Origin of the sequence: Streptomyces sp. NPDC046215 (assembly GCF_040646215.1) — a bacterium.
GTDB lineage: Bacteria > Actinomycetota > Actinomycetes > Streptomycetales > Streptomycetaceae > Streptomyces > Streptomyces stramineus.
This window is the reverse complement of sequence record NZ_JBEYZW010000028.1, coordinates 50,829-68,246: the sequence shown is the minus strand read 5'-3', so window position 1 is coordinate 68,246 and position 17,418 is coordinate 50,829. Positions and strand designations below refer to the sequence as shown.

At 76.1% G+C, this 17,418-nt stretch carries 11 protein-coding genes; all 11 read left to right on the top strand.

Annotated elements, in window-relative coordinates:
* Positions 1-44: 44 nt before the first annotated feature.
* From ABZ951_RS15060 to ABZ951_RS15010, 11 genes are read left to right on the top strand one after another with little or no spacing between them, the layout of a single operon-like run.
* Positions 45-1,136 (top strand): contractile injection system protein, VgrG/Pvc8 family, encoded by a 1,092-nt coding sequence (locus ABZ951_RS15060; RefSeq protein WP_344097853.1) that lies wholly within the window; start codon positions 45-47, stop codon positions 1,134-1,136.
* Positions 1,133-1,768 (top strand): phage baseplate assembly protein V, encoded by a 636-nt coding sequence (locus ABZ951_RS15055; RefSeq protein ID WP_344097855.1) that lies wholly within the window; start codon positions 1,133-1,135, stop codon positions 1,766-1,768. Before ABZ951_RS15060 ends, ABZ951_RS15055 begins: the two co-directional genes overlap by 4 nt.
* A 7-nt stretch (positions 1,769-1,775) precedes the next feature.
* Positions 1,776-3,449, top strand: a complete 1,674-nt coding sequence (locus ABZ951_RS15050) for a hypothetical protein (protein ID WP_361279988.1) — start codon at positions 1,776-1,778, stop codon at positions 3,447-3,449.
* A complete protein-coding gene (locus tag ABZ951_RS15045; RefSeq protein ID WP_344097859.1) occupies positions 3,446-3,859 on the top strand; it encodes a GPW/gp25 family protein in 414 nt (137 codons plus the stop codon). Before ABZ951_RS15050 ends, ABZ951_RS15045 begins: the two co-directional genes overlap by 4 nt.
* Positions 3,860-3,861: 2 nt before the next feature.
* Complete coding sequence (locus ABZ951_RS15040) at positions 3,862-6,060, top strand: putative baseplate assembly protein (protein ID WP_344097861.1); 2,199 nt, start codon at positions 3,862-3,864, stop codon at positions 6,058-6,060.
* On the top strand, positions 6,060-8,252 hold the full coding sequence (locus ABZ951_RS15035) for a phage tail protein (RefSeq protein ID WP_361279985.1): 2,193 nt from the start codon (positions 6,060-6,062) through the stop codon (positions 8,250-8,252). Before ABZ951_RS15040 ends, ABZ951_RS15035 begins: the two co-directional genes overlap by 1 nt.
* Positions 8,249-9,847, top strand: coding sequence for a hypothetical protein (locus ABZ951_RS15030; RefSeq protein ID WP_361279983.1), 1,599 nt, complete (start codon positions 8,249-8,251; stop codon positions 9,845-9,847). Before ABZ951_RS15035 ends, ABZ951_RS15030 begins: the two co-directional genes overlap by 4 nt.
* Positions 9,840-11,861 (top strand): AAA family ATPase, encoded by a 2,022-nt coding sequence (locus tag ABZ951_RS15025; RefSeq protein ID WP_361279981.1) that lies wholly within the window; start codon positions 9,840-9,842, stop codon positions 11,859-11,861. The genes ABZ951_RS15030 and ABZ951_RS15025 overlap by 8 nt, the downstream gene beginning before the upstream one ends.
* A complete protein-coding gene (locus ABZ951_RS15020; RefSeq protein ID WP_344098029.1) occupies positions 11,858-13,417 on the top strand; it encodes a hypothetical protein in 1,560 nt (519 codons plus the stop codon). The genes ABZ951_RS15025 and ABZ951_RS15020 overlap by 4 nt, the downstream gene beginning before the upstream one ends.
* Positions 13,414-14,340 (top strand): hypothetical protein, encoded by a 927-nt coding sequence (locus ABZ951_RS15015; protein ID WP_344098028.1) that lies wholly within the window; start codon positions 13,414-13,416, stop codon positions 14,338-14,340. The genes ABZ951_RS15020 and ABZ951_RS15015 overlap by 4 nt, the downstream gene beginning before the upstream one ends.
* Complete coding sequence (locus tag ABZ951_RS15010) at positions 14,337-17,417, top strand: hypothetical protein (RefSeq protein ID WP_344098027.1); 3,081 nt, start codon at positions 14,337-14,339, stop codon at positions 17,415-17,417. Before ABZ951_RS15015 ends, ABZ951_RS15010 begins: the two co-directional genes overlap by 4 nt.
* The last annotated feature ends 1 nt before the right edge of the window (position 17,418 follow it).

The following is a 17,418-nucleotide window of genomic DNA, read 5'->3' as shown; positions in this document are numbered from 1 at the left end:
GGGCCCCGCGTACCCCGTCCCCGTGCACCCCGGGCAGGCGCGCCGTGGGTGAGCGCTTCATCGCCTGCGACCCGGTCTTCATGGTCACCGGGCAGCGTGTGGCGGACCTCGCGCGCGACTGCCTGGCGCTGAGCGTCGAGGAGACCGTCACCGGGCTGCGCACGCTGACGGCCCACTTCCTCGCCGTCGCTCCCCGCCGACAGGCGAACCACGACGTCGTGGAGTACCTGGACGGCCGCACCCTGTCTTTCGGCAGCGAGCTCTCCGTGTCCCTCGGGCCGCCCGGGGACGAGCGCGTCGTCTTCGGGGGGACCGTGTCCGCGCTGGAGGTCTCCTTCGAAGAAGGTGACACCCCCCACGTGACCGTCTTCGCCGAAGACGCCCTGATGGCACTGCGGATGACCCGGCGCTCCCGCACCTACCGCCAGGTGAGCGACGCGGACGTGGCGCGGCGGATCGCCGCCGACCACGGGCTGACCGCCGACACCGACGCGGCCGGTCCGGCCTACCCGCTCGTCCACCAGGTCAACGAGTCCGACCTGGCGTTCCTCAGGGCCCGTGCCCGCCTGTTGGGCGCCGAGATCTGGGCGACCGGCCGGACCCTGCACCTCGCCACGCGGGACCGCCGCCCGGGACCGAGGCTGGAACTGGTCCAGGGACGGGACCTGCTGGCCGCCGTCGTCCGCGCCGACCTCGCCCACCAGCGCAGCGAGGTCCGGGTGTCCGGCTACGACGCCCGCGCCCGGGGCGCCATCGACGCCGAGGCCGACGGGAGAGCCGTCACGGCCGAGGTCCCCGGCGGCCGCACCGGCCCGGACGTCCTGCTCAAGGCCGTCGGGCAGCGGGTGGACCAGCGCATCCGCATGGTGCCGCTGGCCGAGACCGAGGGCCGGGCCTGGGCACGGGCGCGGATGCAGGCACGTGCCCGGCGCTTCGTCACCGCGACCGGTACCACCGCCGGCACCCCGGAACTGACGGTGGGCAGCAGGCTCACCCTGACCGGCGTGGGCGCGCCCTTCGACGGGGACGGCTACTACACGACCCGGGTGCGGCACACCTTCCAGCGCGGCGCGCAAGGGCTGCGGAGCCACTTCGAGGCGGAACGGGCGACCGTCAACGCGGGGGGCGACCGGTGAGCGAGGGACTGTACGGCCTCTACCCGGGGCTGGTGACGGACATCGTCGACCCCGACCGGCTCGGCCGGGTGGAGGTGCGGCTGCCCTCACTCGGCACGGCGGGTGACGAACTGCGGGTCCGGGCGACGCTGCTCACCCCGTACGCCGACGACGGCGCGGGCTTCGTCGCCTACCCGGAGGTCGGCACCCAGGTGGTGGTCGGCTTCGAGGCGGGCGACGCCCACCGCGCCTACGTCGTCGGCTCCTGCTGGAACGGACGGCAGACGGCCCCCGTCGAGGCGACCAGGCCCAACGACAAGCGGGTGATCACCTCCCGGGCGGGCAGCGTCCTGGAGTTCGACGACACCCGGGGAGCCGCGAAGGTCACCGTGCGGACCGAATCGGGGCACACCCTCGTGCTCGACGCCGGCTCCCGCGAGGTGCGGCTGACCCACGGCGACGGGTTCGGAGTGACGCTCGCCGCGAGCGGCGAGGTCCGTATCCACGCGAACGCGCCCGTGGACATCACCGCACCGGCCGTGAACGTCCACGCGGCCACCGCCACCTTCGACGGAGCCGTCGTCTGCGCGACGCTCCAGACCACCGCGGTCATCTCCACCATGTACACCCCCGGCGCCGGGAACGTGTGGTGAACCGCCGATGACCACCGACCGGGTACCGGCCTCCCACACCTGGCTGCTCACCGCGCCCTGGTGGCACTGGCCGCGCCAGGACGTCCCTCCCGCCCGGACCGCGCCGGCGCTGCAGAAGTACGCGACCCCCGCGCTCGTCGGCGCGTTCCTGGCCGACCCGCAGCACCGGCTCGTCTTCGACCCCGTCGCGGACCGCGGCGCGGCCCCGTTCCCGGGGGCGGCGGGCCTCACGAGCGCGGCGCAGCTGCGCAAGCTGTACCTCGCCACTCACCACCGCCACTACCTGGTGGCTGTGGAACTGCACTGCGACCGGCCCGGTCTGCCCTCCCCTCAGCGCAGCGAGGTGTGCGAGGCGGGATTCGTGATCCGGCGCCGGCGCGCCTCGGTGCCCGCCGCCGCGACCACCGAGGCCCGCAGGAGGCTGCGCGACCTCGCCGTGGCGCGCGCCCGGCTGCACGCGGTCGACAGACGGCTGGCCCAGGCGGCACGGGCGGGCAGGACGGGCTCCGGCGCGCTCGGCGCCCTGGGCGAGCGGTACGTGACGGCCGAGCGCGACGTCGCCGGCCGCCGGGCCGCGCTGCGCGAGTGGGCCGAGGCCGCCGGCGTGGACCGCGCGCTGGAGGGCTGGCGCCCCCTGGCCGTCGATCCGGACGGCCGGCTCGTGCCCGCTCCCGAGCGGCCCGGCGGCGGCCTGCGGCGCCTGCCCGGGCTGGGGCGGTGGGAACCGGTGGCCGAACTGCCCGAAGAGCTCACCGAGGCGACGTTCCCGCTCTACCCCCTGGTGCCCGACCGGTCGGACGTCCACCACGACGCCGCGGGCCGGACGCTGTACTTCGGCGTCGTCGCGACCGGCTCGTCGGACCTGGAGATCCTCCCCCCGGCGACCGGGCCCCACCGGGCGGACGAGCCCCGGCAGGAGCGCGCGCCGCGGTTCGACGACGCCTCCGTCTACGAGATCCGCTGCTACGTGCGCCGGCACGACCCCGCCTGCCCGCGCCGGCCGGGCGAGCACGACTGCCACGGACCGCTGACCTGGAGCGAACCGTGCGAGCCGTTCCGCCTGGCCGGCCCCCTGGACCCCCGCGGGACCGCGCACCGCCCGGTGACCGTCCGGATGCCGAGCCGGAGCGAACTTCAGGAAGCGGCCAAGCTCGGCACCGGGGCCGGCGGCGTCCGGGTGGGCAGCCCACCGGAGCTGCAATTCGACAAGGCCGCCGGGGGCGGCTACCAGATCTGCTCGTTCTCCATCCCGCTCATCACCCTCGTCGCCACCTTCGTGCTGCGGCTGTTCCTGCCGATCGTCGTGCTGCTGCTGGGACTGTGGTTCCTGCTGGCCCTGAAGATCTGCATCCCGCCGAGTCTGTCCGTCGGCGGCGACCTCGAAGCGGAACTCGCGGCGAAGCCGCCCGACTTCGAGGCCGACGCGGCCTTCGACGCCAAGATCAAGGAGGACGCCGACAGCGCCTTCGCCCTCTTCGCCGAAGCGTTCGGAAAGTCGGCCTCCGCCGCCGGCCTGTCCCAGGACAAGACGAAGTTCACCGACGGACTCCAGGGCCAGCCCGCCGGGGACCGGTTCCGTACCGCCTGGTCCCTGTTCGGCGGCGCCCGCGGGCTGTCCGCACCCGACGACGACCTCCGCTACGAACCGCGGGTGGAACGCAAGGAGGTGCTCACCCCATGACCGACACACACGGCGGCCGGTTCGGCCGCGGCTGGACGTTCCCCGTCGAGCCGCTCCCCCCGCACGACACCCTGAACCTCGTAAGCGGCGCCGCGCTGATCCGCCAGTCCGTGCGGCTCATCCTCGTCACCGAGCCCGGCGAGCGGCTCATGCGCCCCGACTTCGGCTGCGCGCTGCGCCGGTTCCTGGCGACCCCGAACACACCGGAGACGCGCGCGGCGATCGGCCGGGCCGTCGAGGAGGCACTGTCGGCCTGGGAACCGCGGATCGCCGTGCGCACCGTCGACGTCAGCCCCGGCGAGGACCCCGCCCTGGCCGTCGTCACCGTGGCCTACACCCACGTCCGCGACGGGAGCGCCGAGGACCTGCGGATCGCGGTGCCGGTCGGTCCCCCTTCGGCGGGGGTCTGACCATGCCGTTCCCGCCACCGTCCCTCGACGACCGCTCTTTCGCGCACCTCCGTGGCGAACTGCTGGAACGCATCGCGGCCTACACCCCCGAATGGACCGACCGGCACCCCGGCGACCCCGGCGTCACCCTGCTGGAACTCGTCGCGTTCCTCGGCGAGAAGCTGCTCTACCGCTTCAACCAGATCCCGGACGCCACCCGCACATGGCTCCTCGGCCTGCTCCACGTCCCCCTGCTGCCCGCCCAGCCCGCCCGCGGTCTCGTCGCCTTCACCCCGGTGCAGCGGCGGAACGACGGCACCCCGGACGGCGTCGTGCTGCCCGCTGCCACGGTCGTCGGCGCCGGTTCCGTCCGCTTCGAGACCGAACAGGACGTCACGGCCCTGCCGGTCCGGGTACGGGCCGTGGCGAAGATCGCCGCCCCCGCGCCCGCCGATCCCGATCTGGTGTCCGCCGCCGAGGCCGGCCTCGACGCCCACGGGCTCGCCGAGGACGAGGAACCCGTGTTCTACCGGCCGGTGGCACTCGCCGACGACCCGGCCACCGGGGTGCCGCTGGACGTACCGAAGGCGGTCGACGGCACCCTGTGGCTGGCCGTGACCGCCGGGGAGGCCGCCGAGGCACTGCGCCGCAAAGACTCGCCCCTCGCGGGCGTCGAGCTCAGCATCGGAGTGGCACTCGACCCGCAGCTGCCGCGCATGTCCGCCGCCGACCCCTGCCCCGGCGCGGAGCACACCGGCGGCGGGCCGCCCCCGCAGGTGCAGTGGCAGATCTCCACCGGCTCGGGGGACGACCGGCCCCGCTACCGGCCGGTGGAGGTTTGCGCGGACTCCACCGGAGGCCTGCGGCACGACGGGGTGGTGCGGCTGCGCCTGCCCGAGGACCCGGGCGAGGCCGGGATCCCCGTCCCGGCCGTCCCCGACGCCGCGGGCGTCGGCGCCTTCCCGCCGGCCCTGGACGGTGACGAGGAGGTGCTGTTCTGGCTGCGCGCCTTCCCCGTCGCCGGCGCCCCGGAGATCCCGGCACTGCGCTGGGTGGGCGCCAACGCGGCCGAGGTGGTCCAGGCCGTCACCGCACAGCCCGAGTACCTCGGCACCGGTACGGGCATGCCGGGGCAGTGCTACGCCCTCGCCCACCGGCCCGTACAGCCCGACGTGCCGCCCGTGGTCGTCGAAGTCGAGGAGAACGGGGTCTGGCGGCCGTGGACGAGGGCCGAGTCGTTCGCCGCCGCCGGGCCGGACGACCGGCACTGGACCCTGGACGCGGAGGCCGGCGCATGCGCCTTCGGAGACACCGTCCGCGGCCGGGCACCGCAGATCGGTGAACGGATCCGGGTGCTGCGCTATCGCTACGGCGGTGGTGAACAGGGAAACCTCTCCGCCCGGGCCCTCGCGCAACTGCCGGGCGGCGAGCCGGCCACCGTGGCCAATCCGCTCCCCACCGAGGGCGGCACCGCGGCCGAGACCCTCGACCGGGCCATGGACCGGATCCCCGGCGAATTCCGCCGCCACGACCGGGCGGTGACCGCCTCCGACTACGCCGAACTCGCCGCGCTCACCCCGGGCGGGCAGGTGGGGCGCGCCGAGTGCCTGCCCCTCTTCCACCCCCCGTCGAAAGCACTGGACGCGGCGGGCGTCGTCACGGTCGTCGTCTGGCCCCGGCAGGACCCCGCGCACCCGGACGCGCCGACGCCCGAGCGCGGGCTGCTCCGCCGGGTCTGCGCGCACCTGGACGCCCGCCGGCTGATCACCACGGAGCTCTACGTGGTTCCGCCGGAGTACCGGAAGGTGGCGGTCTCCGTGGCCCTCGCCGTCAAGGCCGGGTACAGCGTGGACGCGGTCCGGCACTGGGTCGAACTGGTCCTCCGCCAGTACCTGTCGCCGCTGCCGCCCTACGGGCCTGAAGGCGCGGGCTGGCCACTCGGCCGCCGGGTCCACGGCCCGGAGCTGGAAGCGGCCGCGCTCCAGGTCGAGGGGGTCGAGTACCTCAACGGGCTGGACGTGGCACAGCAGGGCGAGGGCGGCGCGTGGGCCGTGGGCACGGTCGAGCTGCGGCCGTGGGAGGTCGTCGAACCGACCGCGATCGCCGTGATCGCCGGCGACACCCCGCTGCCCGTGGGGGAAGCGCCCGCACCGCCCGCGGGGACACCGGGCGCCCCGCCCCCGGTGCCGGTACCCGTGCCCGTCGTGGAAGAGGAGTGCTGATGGATCCGGCCCGGTCCGCGGCGATCGCGGTCGAAGCCCAGTGGCTGCGCTGCGCGCACGTGGGCACCGCTCTGGTGGCCGACGACCGCACGGTCACCCTGGCATGGGAGAAACCGGCCGTGACACCGGGCGTCACACCGCCCCCCGGCGGCGGCCCGAAGCCGGCCGGGCTCGCCTTCGGCCCGGGCCACGCGGCCTACCACGCGGTGCCGGAGGAGGGGCGCATCGTGCGGACCCGCTGGGCACCGGGCGGTCTGCTCGCACCCGGCCGGGCCGGTGCGCGGCACCGCGCGGCACCGGCGGAAGACCTGCTGGAGACCGGATCCGTGCCGGGCCCGCCGACCGGGACCTTCGCACCGGCGCCCGGCGCTCCGCGCAGGTGCGTGCGGGCGGTGGCCATGGCTGTGGACCCGGACGGGCGGCTGATTGTGCTGGACGGCACCGACGGCTCCGTGTCCGTCCTCGACCCGGCCGCCCGGCGGCTCGTGCGCCGGGTCGCGTCCGGCGTGCCCGGGACCCCGGTCGACCTGGCCGGTCACAGCGGCGGACCGCTGATCGCGTGCCGCGAACCGGACGCCGCGCTGTGGCAGGCGGGCCCCGTGGGACCGCCCCGGCCGTTCCCCGCGCCCGCCGGACCGCGGGCCGCGCTGCCCCCGGGCACCGTACCGGCCCGGGTGGCGGTGGGCCCCGGTGACGAAGTCTGGCTGCTCCGGCGGGGCCCGGCGGGCGAGGGCTGGGCCGTGCCGGTCGCCGACCCCCGCACGCGCCACCCCCTCGGGCCCTTCCCCGGCGCGACGGACCTGGAGCTGGACGGCGCGGCGGCCGTGGTCGTCGCGGGCCCCGCGGGCGCCGACCTGCGCCGGTTCACCTTCGGCGACGGCGGCTCCGCCGAGGAACGGCCGCTGCGGGCCCCGCGGTACGACGGGCGCGGCCTGGCCCGCACCCCCGACGGACGGATCGGCTACTGGGGCGGCACCGGCCCCCGTACCGCCTTCGGCGCACCGGTCCGGTACCGGACCGCGGGCCGGGTCGACACCTTCGCCCTGGACAGCGGGGTCTACCGGCAGCGCTGGGGCCGGCTGTTCGTCGACGCGTGCCTGCCGCCCGGCACCTCCCTGTCGGTCGGCTTCCTCACCTCCGACGACCTCCCCGCCGACGTCGGAGGGGAACCTCTCCCGCACACCCTGCCCGCCAACGTGGACCCGGACTCCGTCGCACTGCCCCCCGGCCCGCCGCTCGCCCCGGCGGACGAGGCGGAGCGGCTCTACGGCCGCGACACGGCGACAGGGGCCGGCGGGCTGTACCGGCGCGGCGCCCCGGAGGTGCCGTGGGCCCGCCGGGCCGCGGGCGACCCCTTCGTCACCTACGAATCGCCTGTGCACGCACCTCCGGGCCGCTACCTGTGGCTCCGGCTCCACCTCACGGGCACCTCGAAGACGGCACCGCGCATCCGCGCGCTGCGCGTCGAGGGCACGGGCCACCGCCTGCTGGAGCGGCTCCCGGGCGTCTACTCCGCCGAACCGCGCGCCGCGGCCTTCCTCGACCGGTTCCTCGCGCTCGCCACCGGTGTCCTCACCGACCTCGACGCCCGCGCCGCCGGGCGGGAGCTCGTGCTCGACCCCGCGGCGGCACCCCCGGAGTTCCTGCCCTGGCTCGCGTCCCTGGTCGGGCTCACGCTCGACGAACGGTGGCCGGAACCGGCGCGCCGGACCTTGCTCGCCGAGGCGGTCGAGCTGTTCCGCTCGCGGGGGACCCCGGCCGGGCTGAGCCGGATGCTGGCGATCTACCTCGGAGCGGAACCCGTTCTGGTGGAGCGATTCCGCTTCCGGGGCCTGGGCGACGCCCGGGGCCCGCAGTTCGTCGCACCGGGCGGTGCGTTCGCCGACTACGCCCACCGGTTCTCCGTCGTGGTCCCCGGCACCCTCTCCGACGAACAGCGCGCCTGCGTCCGGCACATCCTCGACCTGCACCGGCCCGCGCACACCCTGGCCGAGGTGTGCACCGCCGACGGCGGCGCCCGGCTGGGCGTGGGCTGCCATCTGGAACTCACCTCCGTCATCGGCTCCTCCAGCGGCTTCCGGCGACTGGCCGTCGGAGGCGTCCTCGGTGGGCACGCGGTGCTCGGTGAACCGGCCGGCGGCCTGACCGTCGGCGGCAGCCGCGTCGGCGGGAACCCGGAGGCCCGGCCATGACCGACGCCGTGATCGACCACTTCACGGTGCGGTGGACGCTCGCCGCACCCCGACTGCGCGCCGACGCGTCCGCGCTGCTGGACGCACTCCTCGCCGACGTGCTCGCCGAAGCGCTGGCCGCGACGGTGACGCCGGACGAGCAGGTGGCCCTCGCCTCCGTGCCGGTGCCACCGGTGAGCGTCCGCGCCGGTTGCACCGAGGAGGCCGCGAGCACGTGGGCCCGGCAGGTCGCCTCGGCGGTGGAAGGGCAACTCGCCGCGGGAGGGCCCGGGGTGGTGCGCTACCCCAGCCGGTCCGCCGCCCTGCTGGACATCGCCTCGCGGGCCTGTGCCGGGGACACCGCCCCGCTCTGGGCGTGGCGCAGGCTCGGCCTCTGGCCGGACGCCGCCGCCGACAACGGCACGGTCGCCGACGGCGTCACCGCCGCACTGGCCGGCCAAGCCACCGCGATCGCCCCGGTGTTCGCGGGCGTGGCCCGACGGGGCACGCTGCGGGACCTGGTGAGCCTGCTCGGACCGGCACGCCTGGAGCACCTGGCGGCGGCCGCCTGGCAGGCCCACGGCGGCCGGCCCGAGGAGACGCTCACGGCAGCGGCCCCGACCGCGCCCCCCGTGGCCCGGACCGCGGCGTCCCCCACCGCCGCCGAACACCCGGGCGCCACGGGGCACCACGGGCTCGACGGCGCGGCCCTCGCCCGGTTCGCCGCCGCACTGCCGCAGCGGTCACCGCTCGGCGCGGAAGCCCGCACCGCCCCCGATGCGCGCAGCCGCACCGCCCTCGTCGCCCTGGCCCTCCTCGATGCGGATCCGGGACGCGTCGCCACCGACGGCGCCGCCGTCCTGCGCCTCGCCGTCCGCGCGCTCGACGCGCCGCAGCCCCGAGCGGCGCGTCCGCCGGACGGGCCGGCCGCCCCCGCCGCCACCCCGGTGGGCACCACCACCTGCCCGGACCGGCCCGTCCCGGCCGCCCCCGCAGCCGATGCCCCGCCCGCCACCGGCCCGCCGCCGACGCACACGGCTCCCCGGACCGCGCCGCCCGCCACGACTCCCGCCACGGCCCGGGCGACCACCGCGAACGCCGGGCTGCTCCTCTGCCTCCACCTGGCCACCCCCCTGACCTCCCGCGCCGGCCCCGGCCGCGGCCTCCCGCCCGAGCTGTACGAGGCGGACATCCGCTGGACGATGCACCTGCTGGGCACGGAACTGCTGCGCCGGTCCGCGCCCCGGCTGCGCGCGCCCGCCCCCGACGATCCCGCGCTGCTCGCCTTCTGCGGCCTGCCCCCGACAGCTCTCCCGCCCCGCCCGCCCGACGGCGCCGGCCCCGACCTCCTCCGGCGCGCGTCCGCCCGCCCGGCCGACCGCACCGTCCGCGCCCTGCGGCGCAGACTGACCGGCCGGGTCCCTGCCCGGCTCTCGCAGAGCGCGCTGCTCGCCCGCGTGCTCCACCGGCGCGGAGAGATCACTGCATGCCCCGGGTGGCTCGAACTCCGCCTCGACCTCGACGGTGTCGACGTCGACCTCCGAGCGGCCGGACTCGACCTGGACCCGGGCTGGTTGCCGGCCCTCGGCTGCGTCGTGAGGTTCCGCTATGTCTGAGACCCCACGCTCCGCCCCCGCCGGCCCCGGAGCCGACTCCGCCCGGCTGCACCGCGGCGTGCTGAGGCTCGCGGGCCGGATCGGCGCGGCCCTGGGGGAGCAGCACCCGGCGCACGGATTCCTCACCGCGCTCGCCGCCCGCGGCGGCCCCGTCGCCGGAGAGCCGCAGAGCCGGCCGCTCGACCGAATCGCGCGGGGACTGCGCCTCGCCGCCGCCGAAAGCGATCTGCTGCTCCTCGCCGGGCTCGGCGAGGAACACGAAGGGCTGTCCAGTGTGCTGCGCGACCTGCACCCGGGCAGGGTACCGGCCCCCACCACCGGACTCGCGAGCCTCCTCGCCGAGACGGGAGCGCTGCCCGGCGCCCCCGGGGACCCGGTCGCCGCGCGCCTGTGGCTGCGCGGCCTGCTGAGCGGCGGACCGCTGGTGACGTGCGGCGCGCTGGGCCTGCGCGGTGACGGGCCGTTCTGGGAGCGCTCCCTGATCCTCGCCGACGGGCTGTGGGACGCCCTGCACGCCGCGCCGCTGTGGCCCGGCGGGCTCCGGCGGACGGACCCGGCGGCGATCCGCGCCGTTCCCGGCGGCCCGTGCGCCGACGAGCCGGCGGTGGCCGCCGTGCTGAGCGCGGTCCGCCGCGGCGTCCCGGCCACCGCGGCCCTCCGCTCCGCCGATCCGGCCGACGCCGCGCTGCGCTTCGCCGCCCTGCTGGCCACCACCGGCCGAGAACCCGCCGTCCTCGACGTCCCCACGCTGGACAGGCGTACCGCCCGCGCGTCGGCCCTGACGGCGATGGCCCACGGCGTCACACCTGTGTTCGTCACCGGCGAACTGCCCGACGGGGCCGGGGCGCTCGACGACGTCCCCGCACCGGCCGTGCTCGCGTCCCCGCGGGGAGTCGTCCTGGGTTCCACCGGCAGACCGCTGCTGACCGTGGACGTCCCCCCGGCCTCCCCGGAGGACCGGCGCGAGTTGTGGCGCCGGCTCGCCCCCGGGCTGCCCGGCGCCGCCCGGGCGATGCCCGCCGCGCTGGGCACGGCAGCGGCCGGGGAGACGGCCAGGAACGCCGCGGTCGGCGCGCGGCTGCGCGGCGCACCCCTTCGCGCGGCCGATCTGCGCTCCGCGCTCGACGCCCCGGAAGCCGACCGTGCCCCGCACGGCGTTGCGCGGCTGCGGCCCATGGCGGGCTGGGACGGGCTCGTCCTGCCACCGGACCGCATCGCGCAGTTGCGCGAGGCCGTCGCCCGGATCCGCCGGCAGCGGGTGGTGCTCGACCACTGGGGGTTCCTCCCGGGGCGCCCGGGACGGCGCGGCGTCCGGCTGCTGTTCTCCGGGCCGCCGGGCACCGGCAAGACCCTCGCGGCCGAGGTGCTCGCCCGGGAGGCGGGCCGTGACCTGCTCGTGGTCGACCTCTCCCGTACCGTCTCGAAATGGATCGGGGAGACGGAGAAGAACCTCGGTGAGGCGTTCGACGCCGCGGAACGCGGGGACGCGGTCCTCCTCTTCGACGAGGCCGACGCGCTCTTCGGGCGCCGCACGGAGGTGAGCGACGCCCGCGACCGCTACGCCAACCTGGAGACCTCCTACCTGCTCTCCCGGCTCGCGTCGTTCGACGGGCTGGCCGTCCTCGCCACCAACCTCCGCCAGAACATCGATCAGGCATTCGTCCGACGCCTGGAGTTCATCGTGCCGTTCGACCCGCCGGAGCAGCCCGAGCGCACGTTGCTGTGGCGCCACCACCTGCCGCCGGGGGCGCCGCTCGGCCCCGGCGTCGACCTCGAGCAGCTCGCCGCGCTCTACCCGCTGACCGGAGCCCTGATCCGCAACGCCGCGGTGGCCGCCGCCTACCTCGCCGCGGAGCAGGGCACTCCGATCGGCCCCGCCCACTTCGCCCTGGCGGTCCGCCGGGAGTACGCCAAGGCGGGCCGCGCGTATCCGGGCGATCCCCCCGTCGCGGCGACCGGTCAGGAGCCCGTCCGACACACCGTCCACGTAGCCAAGGAGTCACCGTGTCCGTGACGACCCCCCTCACGCAGCTCGCCGACGAGGAGCTCGAACGGGCCGCCGGCGCCGTCACCACCCTGACGGGGCGGTTGGCCGCCTGCGACACCGACCTCGCCCGTTGTCAACGGGAGGCCGCGGACGCCACCGGTGCCCTCGCGGCCCTCGTCGCCGAGGAGGCCGGGATCCGCCGCGATCTCGGCGCCGCTCCGCTGCCGGTCGACGCCGACGGACTGGCCCGGACCCTGGAAGAGCTGCTGGTCGAACGGCAGCGCGCGGTCGCCGAGGCGGCCCGCAGCGCGGATGCCCTGGGCGCCGTACAGCGCGGACGCACCGCGCTCACGGACGCCCTGACCCTCGCCCAGGGGAGACTCGCCAAGGCCACCGACGCGGCGAAGAAGGCACAGGAGGACGCCGACCAGGTCGCGGCCTGGGTCGGCGCCGTGCGGGCGCGGTCGGCCGGCAAGGCGTCCCCCGGCACGGATCCGAAGCGCGGCGGGGCCGCGCAGAAGACCGAAGACGCGGCGGGTACGTCCGACGCGACGGCCCAGAAGACCGAGGGACCGGCCCAGAAGACGGAAGGTCCCGCCCAGAAGGACGAGAGTCCCGCACAGAAGCCCGAGAGCCCGGCACAGAAGGCCGGCACGGCGGCACAGTCGTCCGACGGCGCGGCGCAGAGACCGGACGGCGCCGCGCCCCCACCGGCCGACGGGTCCCTCGACGGCGCGCGCGGCCGCCTCGACGCGCTCTTCGGCGCCGCGCTCTTCAAGCTGTTCAGGATCCGGGCCGTGGAGGCCGGCCGGCGCACGGCCGCGGTCACCGACCGCCTCGACCGCGCCCACCGGGCGCGCCGGAAACAACTCGCCGACCGGGGAGACCCCGCCGGCGCCCTCCTCGGCGCACAGGACGCCTACGCCGGCGCGCTCGCCGCACTGCGGGCGGCCGCGGAAGGCGCGTCCACCCGGCACGACGAGGCACGAAGCCGCCTGGACGCCGTGGCCCGCGCGCAAGGCCCGACCTCCGCCCAGAAGGAACAGCTCAAGCGCCTGCGCAGGAACGCCCAGGCCGCGGCGCCCAAGGAGGAGGCGGTGTACGCCGCCGCACAGGATCTGCGCGAGGCCGAGGCGGCACTTGACACCGCCGTCCTGGCCGCGATCGACGCCGAACCGGACCTCGACGCGGAGACGTCCCCACGCGTCGCCGAGGAGCGCGAGGCGGTCACCGCTGCCGAGCGGGAACTGCGCGAGAAGCGGGAGGAACTCGCCGGGGCCCAGGCCGCCCTCGACAGCTGGGAAGCGGCGATCCCGGAAGACCTCAAGGAGCAGGTCCTCACCTTCCTCGCGGCCGAAGCCGCGCTCGACGGGCCGGGCGGCACCGACGGCGACGCCGAAAAGCTGATCAAGAACGTGTACGACGCCCGCGACGCCCTCGCCCACGCGCTGCGCGAGGCGTCGAAGGCCGCCGACGCCGCCGACCGGCTGACCGCCGAGCTCACCTCACGGGCGGCCGATGCCGAGGCCGCGCACGCGGTCGCCACGGCCCGCCGGGCCGCCCTCGTCCGCGGGGAGGCGTGAAGCCGATGAACGGCGACCGCAACGCGACGCTCCCCGCCGCCGACCCGTTCACCTCGCTCGCCGCCCACTTCGGCATGCTGCTCGGCGTCGCCGATCTGGAAACGGTCGTCGGGCACGCCTGGGCGAAGGTCCGGTTGCACAACGCGTGGCTGCACGGCGGCGGAGTCGTCTGGGGGTTCGGGATCAGCGTCGAAGGCCCCAGCCGCGAGGTACAGGTGAGCCCGGGGCTGGCCGTCGACGGACTCGGCCGGGAACTGCACCTGCCGACGCTCAGCTGCCTCGACATCGCCCAGTGGCTGGAGGAGAACCGGGAGAGGGTCACGATGCGGGAGACCCCCGAGGGCGACACCTTCGACGCGCACGTCGTGGCCCGCTTCCGCGCCTGCCTGGCACGGCCCGTACCCGCGCTCGTCTCCCCGTGCGAGGGAGCCGACGCCGAGACGGCCTTCTCCCGGCTGAGGGAGACCGCCGAGCTCCTCCTCGTACCGCAGCGGTCCGTCCGGACCGTGCGCTACCCGCGCCTGCGCCGGCTCTTCGGTCTGCCGGGCACCGGCGACGCCAAGCGGGACGCGGCCGTCGGCCGGGAAGTGGACCCGCTGCGGGCCCGGGCGGAGAACGCCGCCGAATCCGAACGGCCCGACGTCTGGCTGGACGCGGTGCGCCGCTGCGCCGCCCTGGACACCGTGGACCGCCGCCCCGCGGGCCTCGACGGGCAGGACGGCTCCGCCCTGCTGCCCGGTGCCGAGCCCGCCGACGTCGTCCTCGGCGACCTGACCGGCCTCAGGCTGACCACGGTCGACGGGGCCACCACCGCCTGCGTCGGCGCCGTCGACGTGGCCACCAGAACGTCCCACGTGGACACCACGACGCTGGTCGAGCTGGCTGCCGCCGGCGCGATCCCCCAGGGAGGTGCCTGCTCATGACGGACCTGTTGTCCGGAGACTTGGGCCCGGTCGTGCTCACCCGCCCGGCGGACGGGCAGGCCGTGATCCCCGTCCCGACCCCGCTGACGCGGCTCAACTTCTTCGACGGCCGGCTCCTGCGCGGCGCGGACCTCAGCACCGAACAGGACGCCCAGCGGGCACTGACGTTCGCCCTCGGCCGCGCAGGCGGCTCCGGTGTCGCCCACGGGCTCGACGTCGCGCTCTCCGGTGAGAAGCTCACCCTCGCACCGGGCCTGGCGATCGACCCCGGCGGCAGGGTGCTGCTCCTGCCCGCCACCGTCTCCACCACGGTCGACACCGTCCTCGACGCCACCCGGGGCGTGACCCCGGCCTCCGCGTCCGACACGGGACGGGCGGGATTCGCCCCGTGCGAGGCGAACGGCACGGCGCCCACCGCCGACGCCGCCGAGGGCACCGCGCTCTACCTGCTCACCCTCGCGTGGGCCGAGGGGCTCTGCGGCACCACCGAGGTGTACGGGGTCCCCTGTGAACGGGCCTGCGCCCCGGAAACGGCGCGTCCCTACCGCATCGACGGCGTGGTCCTGCGGCTGAGACCCCTCGCGCTGGGCAGCGCTCTGCCGGGCGGCACGTCGGTACTCCTGGAGGCGCGGCACCTCAGGTCCCGGGTAGCGGCGGCGTACTTCGCGGACGAACGAGCCGCGGCGGGGCCGCCCATGTCGGCCTCCTTCCTCTCCTCTCCGACCTGGTGCCGGGGCGCTCCCGGCCCGGCCGGGAACGAGGTGCCCCTCGCGGTCCTGGCGCGTTCCGGCCGCACCACCCTGTTCGCCGACGTCTGGACCGCCCGGCGGGAACTGCTGGAGACCCCGGCGGGCTGCTTCACGGACGGCCGGCTGGGGAGGCGCCCGCACAGCGTCTTCGCCGCCCAGATCGCGCAGTTCCAGTGTCAGCTCGCCGGATTGGAGGGCGTGCCCGAAGGGTCGCTCGTCGGGGCGGGTGTGATCGAGCTGCCGCCGGCCGGCTATCTGCCGGTCGACCCCGCGGGAGACCTCGACCGCCAGGTGCGCCGCCTGCTGGGGCCCGGGGTCGACCTCAGGTTCCTGCCCGTCCCCGCCGACCAGATGCCGCACGAGGTGGAGGAGGTCCGGCACCGCGACCGGATCTCCCTGCTCGCGGGCATGGACGACCCTTCGGCGCGACCGGACGTCGACATCCTGGTGCCGGACGGACGCCTCACGTCGGCGTCCCGCCCGAGCGGGCGCGGCCGCACGGCCCACCTGCGGCTGGCCCGCACCGGAGGGTCGGTGAGCTGCACCGGCATTGCGCGGCTGCCCGTCGGCACTGCCGGATTCTCCCTGGTGACAGCCGGTCTCTGCGCGGTCTCCACCGAACGGGACGGAATCGATGTGGTCGAGCTGCTGGCCGCCGCCGTCGAGGAGCAGGGCTCGCAGCTCACCGTCCCCGACCCCAACGAACGGCGGCTCAGGCTGGACCACCTCCGGCAGCTCTCCGAGGAGGCCGGCCGGTTCTCCGCCGGGGCCGACGGCGGGCCACGGCTGTTCTCCGCCGATTTCGACGACGAGGAAGGCAAACCGATCGCGCTCCGGGGGTCCCTGTCGTGCGACCGTGACCCGTGGCGGCTGCGGCCCGGCGAGCCGGCGAGCGTCAATGCGCAGCTCGACGTCTACGCGCCGTACCGGGCCGGTCAGGGTGAGGACGGGCAGGGAAGGGGCCCCGCAGCCGCCCTGTTCGAGCTGTTCGGAAGGGTGGAGGTCGCCCCGTTCACGGACGGCACCGAGGCCCCCCGGAGGTTCCGGTTCAACGGCACGGTCAGCCTCGGGCGAGGTGGCGAAGGGCCCGGCTCGGCACGACCCGTGTCCTTCGCCGTCTCGGTGACGCTCACCGAGCGGTCGGGTTCCCGGGAGTTCACGATCCGCCACCGGCCCGAGGGCGGCCCCACCACGACGGTGGAGCTCGAAGAGGACGGCTCCGTACGCGTCACACTGCCCGACCGCAGCTTCACCGCCGACTTCCGCCAGGATCCGCGGGCCCTGGACCCGGACCACCCGCTCCGCCCGCTCGCCGAGATCTCGCTGGGCCTGCTGCGCGGCGCGCACTCGGGGAAGAGCGACTTCTACGACCGGGCCCGCGCCGAGCTGTTCGGTTCCCGGGAGAGCGAGCCGGGAGCCACCGGCGTCACCCCGACCCGCGACTGGGTCGCCTTCCGGCACCGTCGGCCCGACCGACCCGCAGAACGGCTCGCTCCGCGTGGTGTCGTGGTGTGGGTGGCGGCGGCGACCAGTCGCGACCAGGCGGCCGAATGGGCGGCGCTCCTGAAGCGCGGCACCGCCGACGAGCTTCCCTGGGAGCGGGTCCGGTCGGTGCTGTTCGACCCCGACACGGCCAAGGCCAGGACCAGCGCCGAGGAACTGCGCCGCAGTTACGTCGCCACCGACGCCCCGAAGGCGATCCACCACGTCGGATTCGGCGCGGCGGGCCCCGTGCCCGCCGGCTTCGACCGCGCCATGGCGATCGCCACCGCGCTGCCCTCCGCTGCCGTACTGGACCCGCAGGCCCGTGTCACTCAAGTGAGCGCACCAGCCGGCCTGTTCGAACCCGAAACGGATGGCGGCGTCTTCCTGATCGCCTACCCGTCCGGGCCCACGGGGCGGGGCCTCCTGCGGGTGGTCATGCTGAGCAATCCGCATGTGGCGGATCCGGGTCTGATGGAGGCCATCACCGAGCGGCAACCCGGTGTCATCGACATGCAGGCCCGTGTGCTGGGCACGGTCCGACTCACCGACGGGCGCCTTGACCGGAACTCCTTCGACACGACACTGGCCGCGCTCTCCGACGCGGTGCGGGGGAGGGACATCGTGGACGCGACGCCGGTGCTGTGGATCGACCCGGACTGGAGGAACGGCGAGCAGGAGACGGCCGACCTGCTCATCAGACAGGCGAGGGACCTGGTCGGACGCGTGACGGGGCAGGAACACCCGCAGGAACTCCGGATCGGTAACCGCGTCGTGGACGTTCCGCTCGCCTCGGACGAGCGCCAGGCGATGCTGATCCTTTACTCCCTCATGCCGGTCGGCTGAG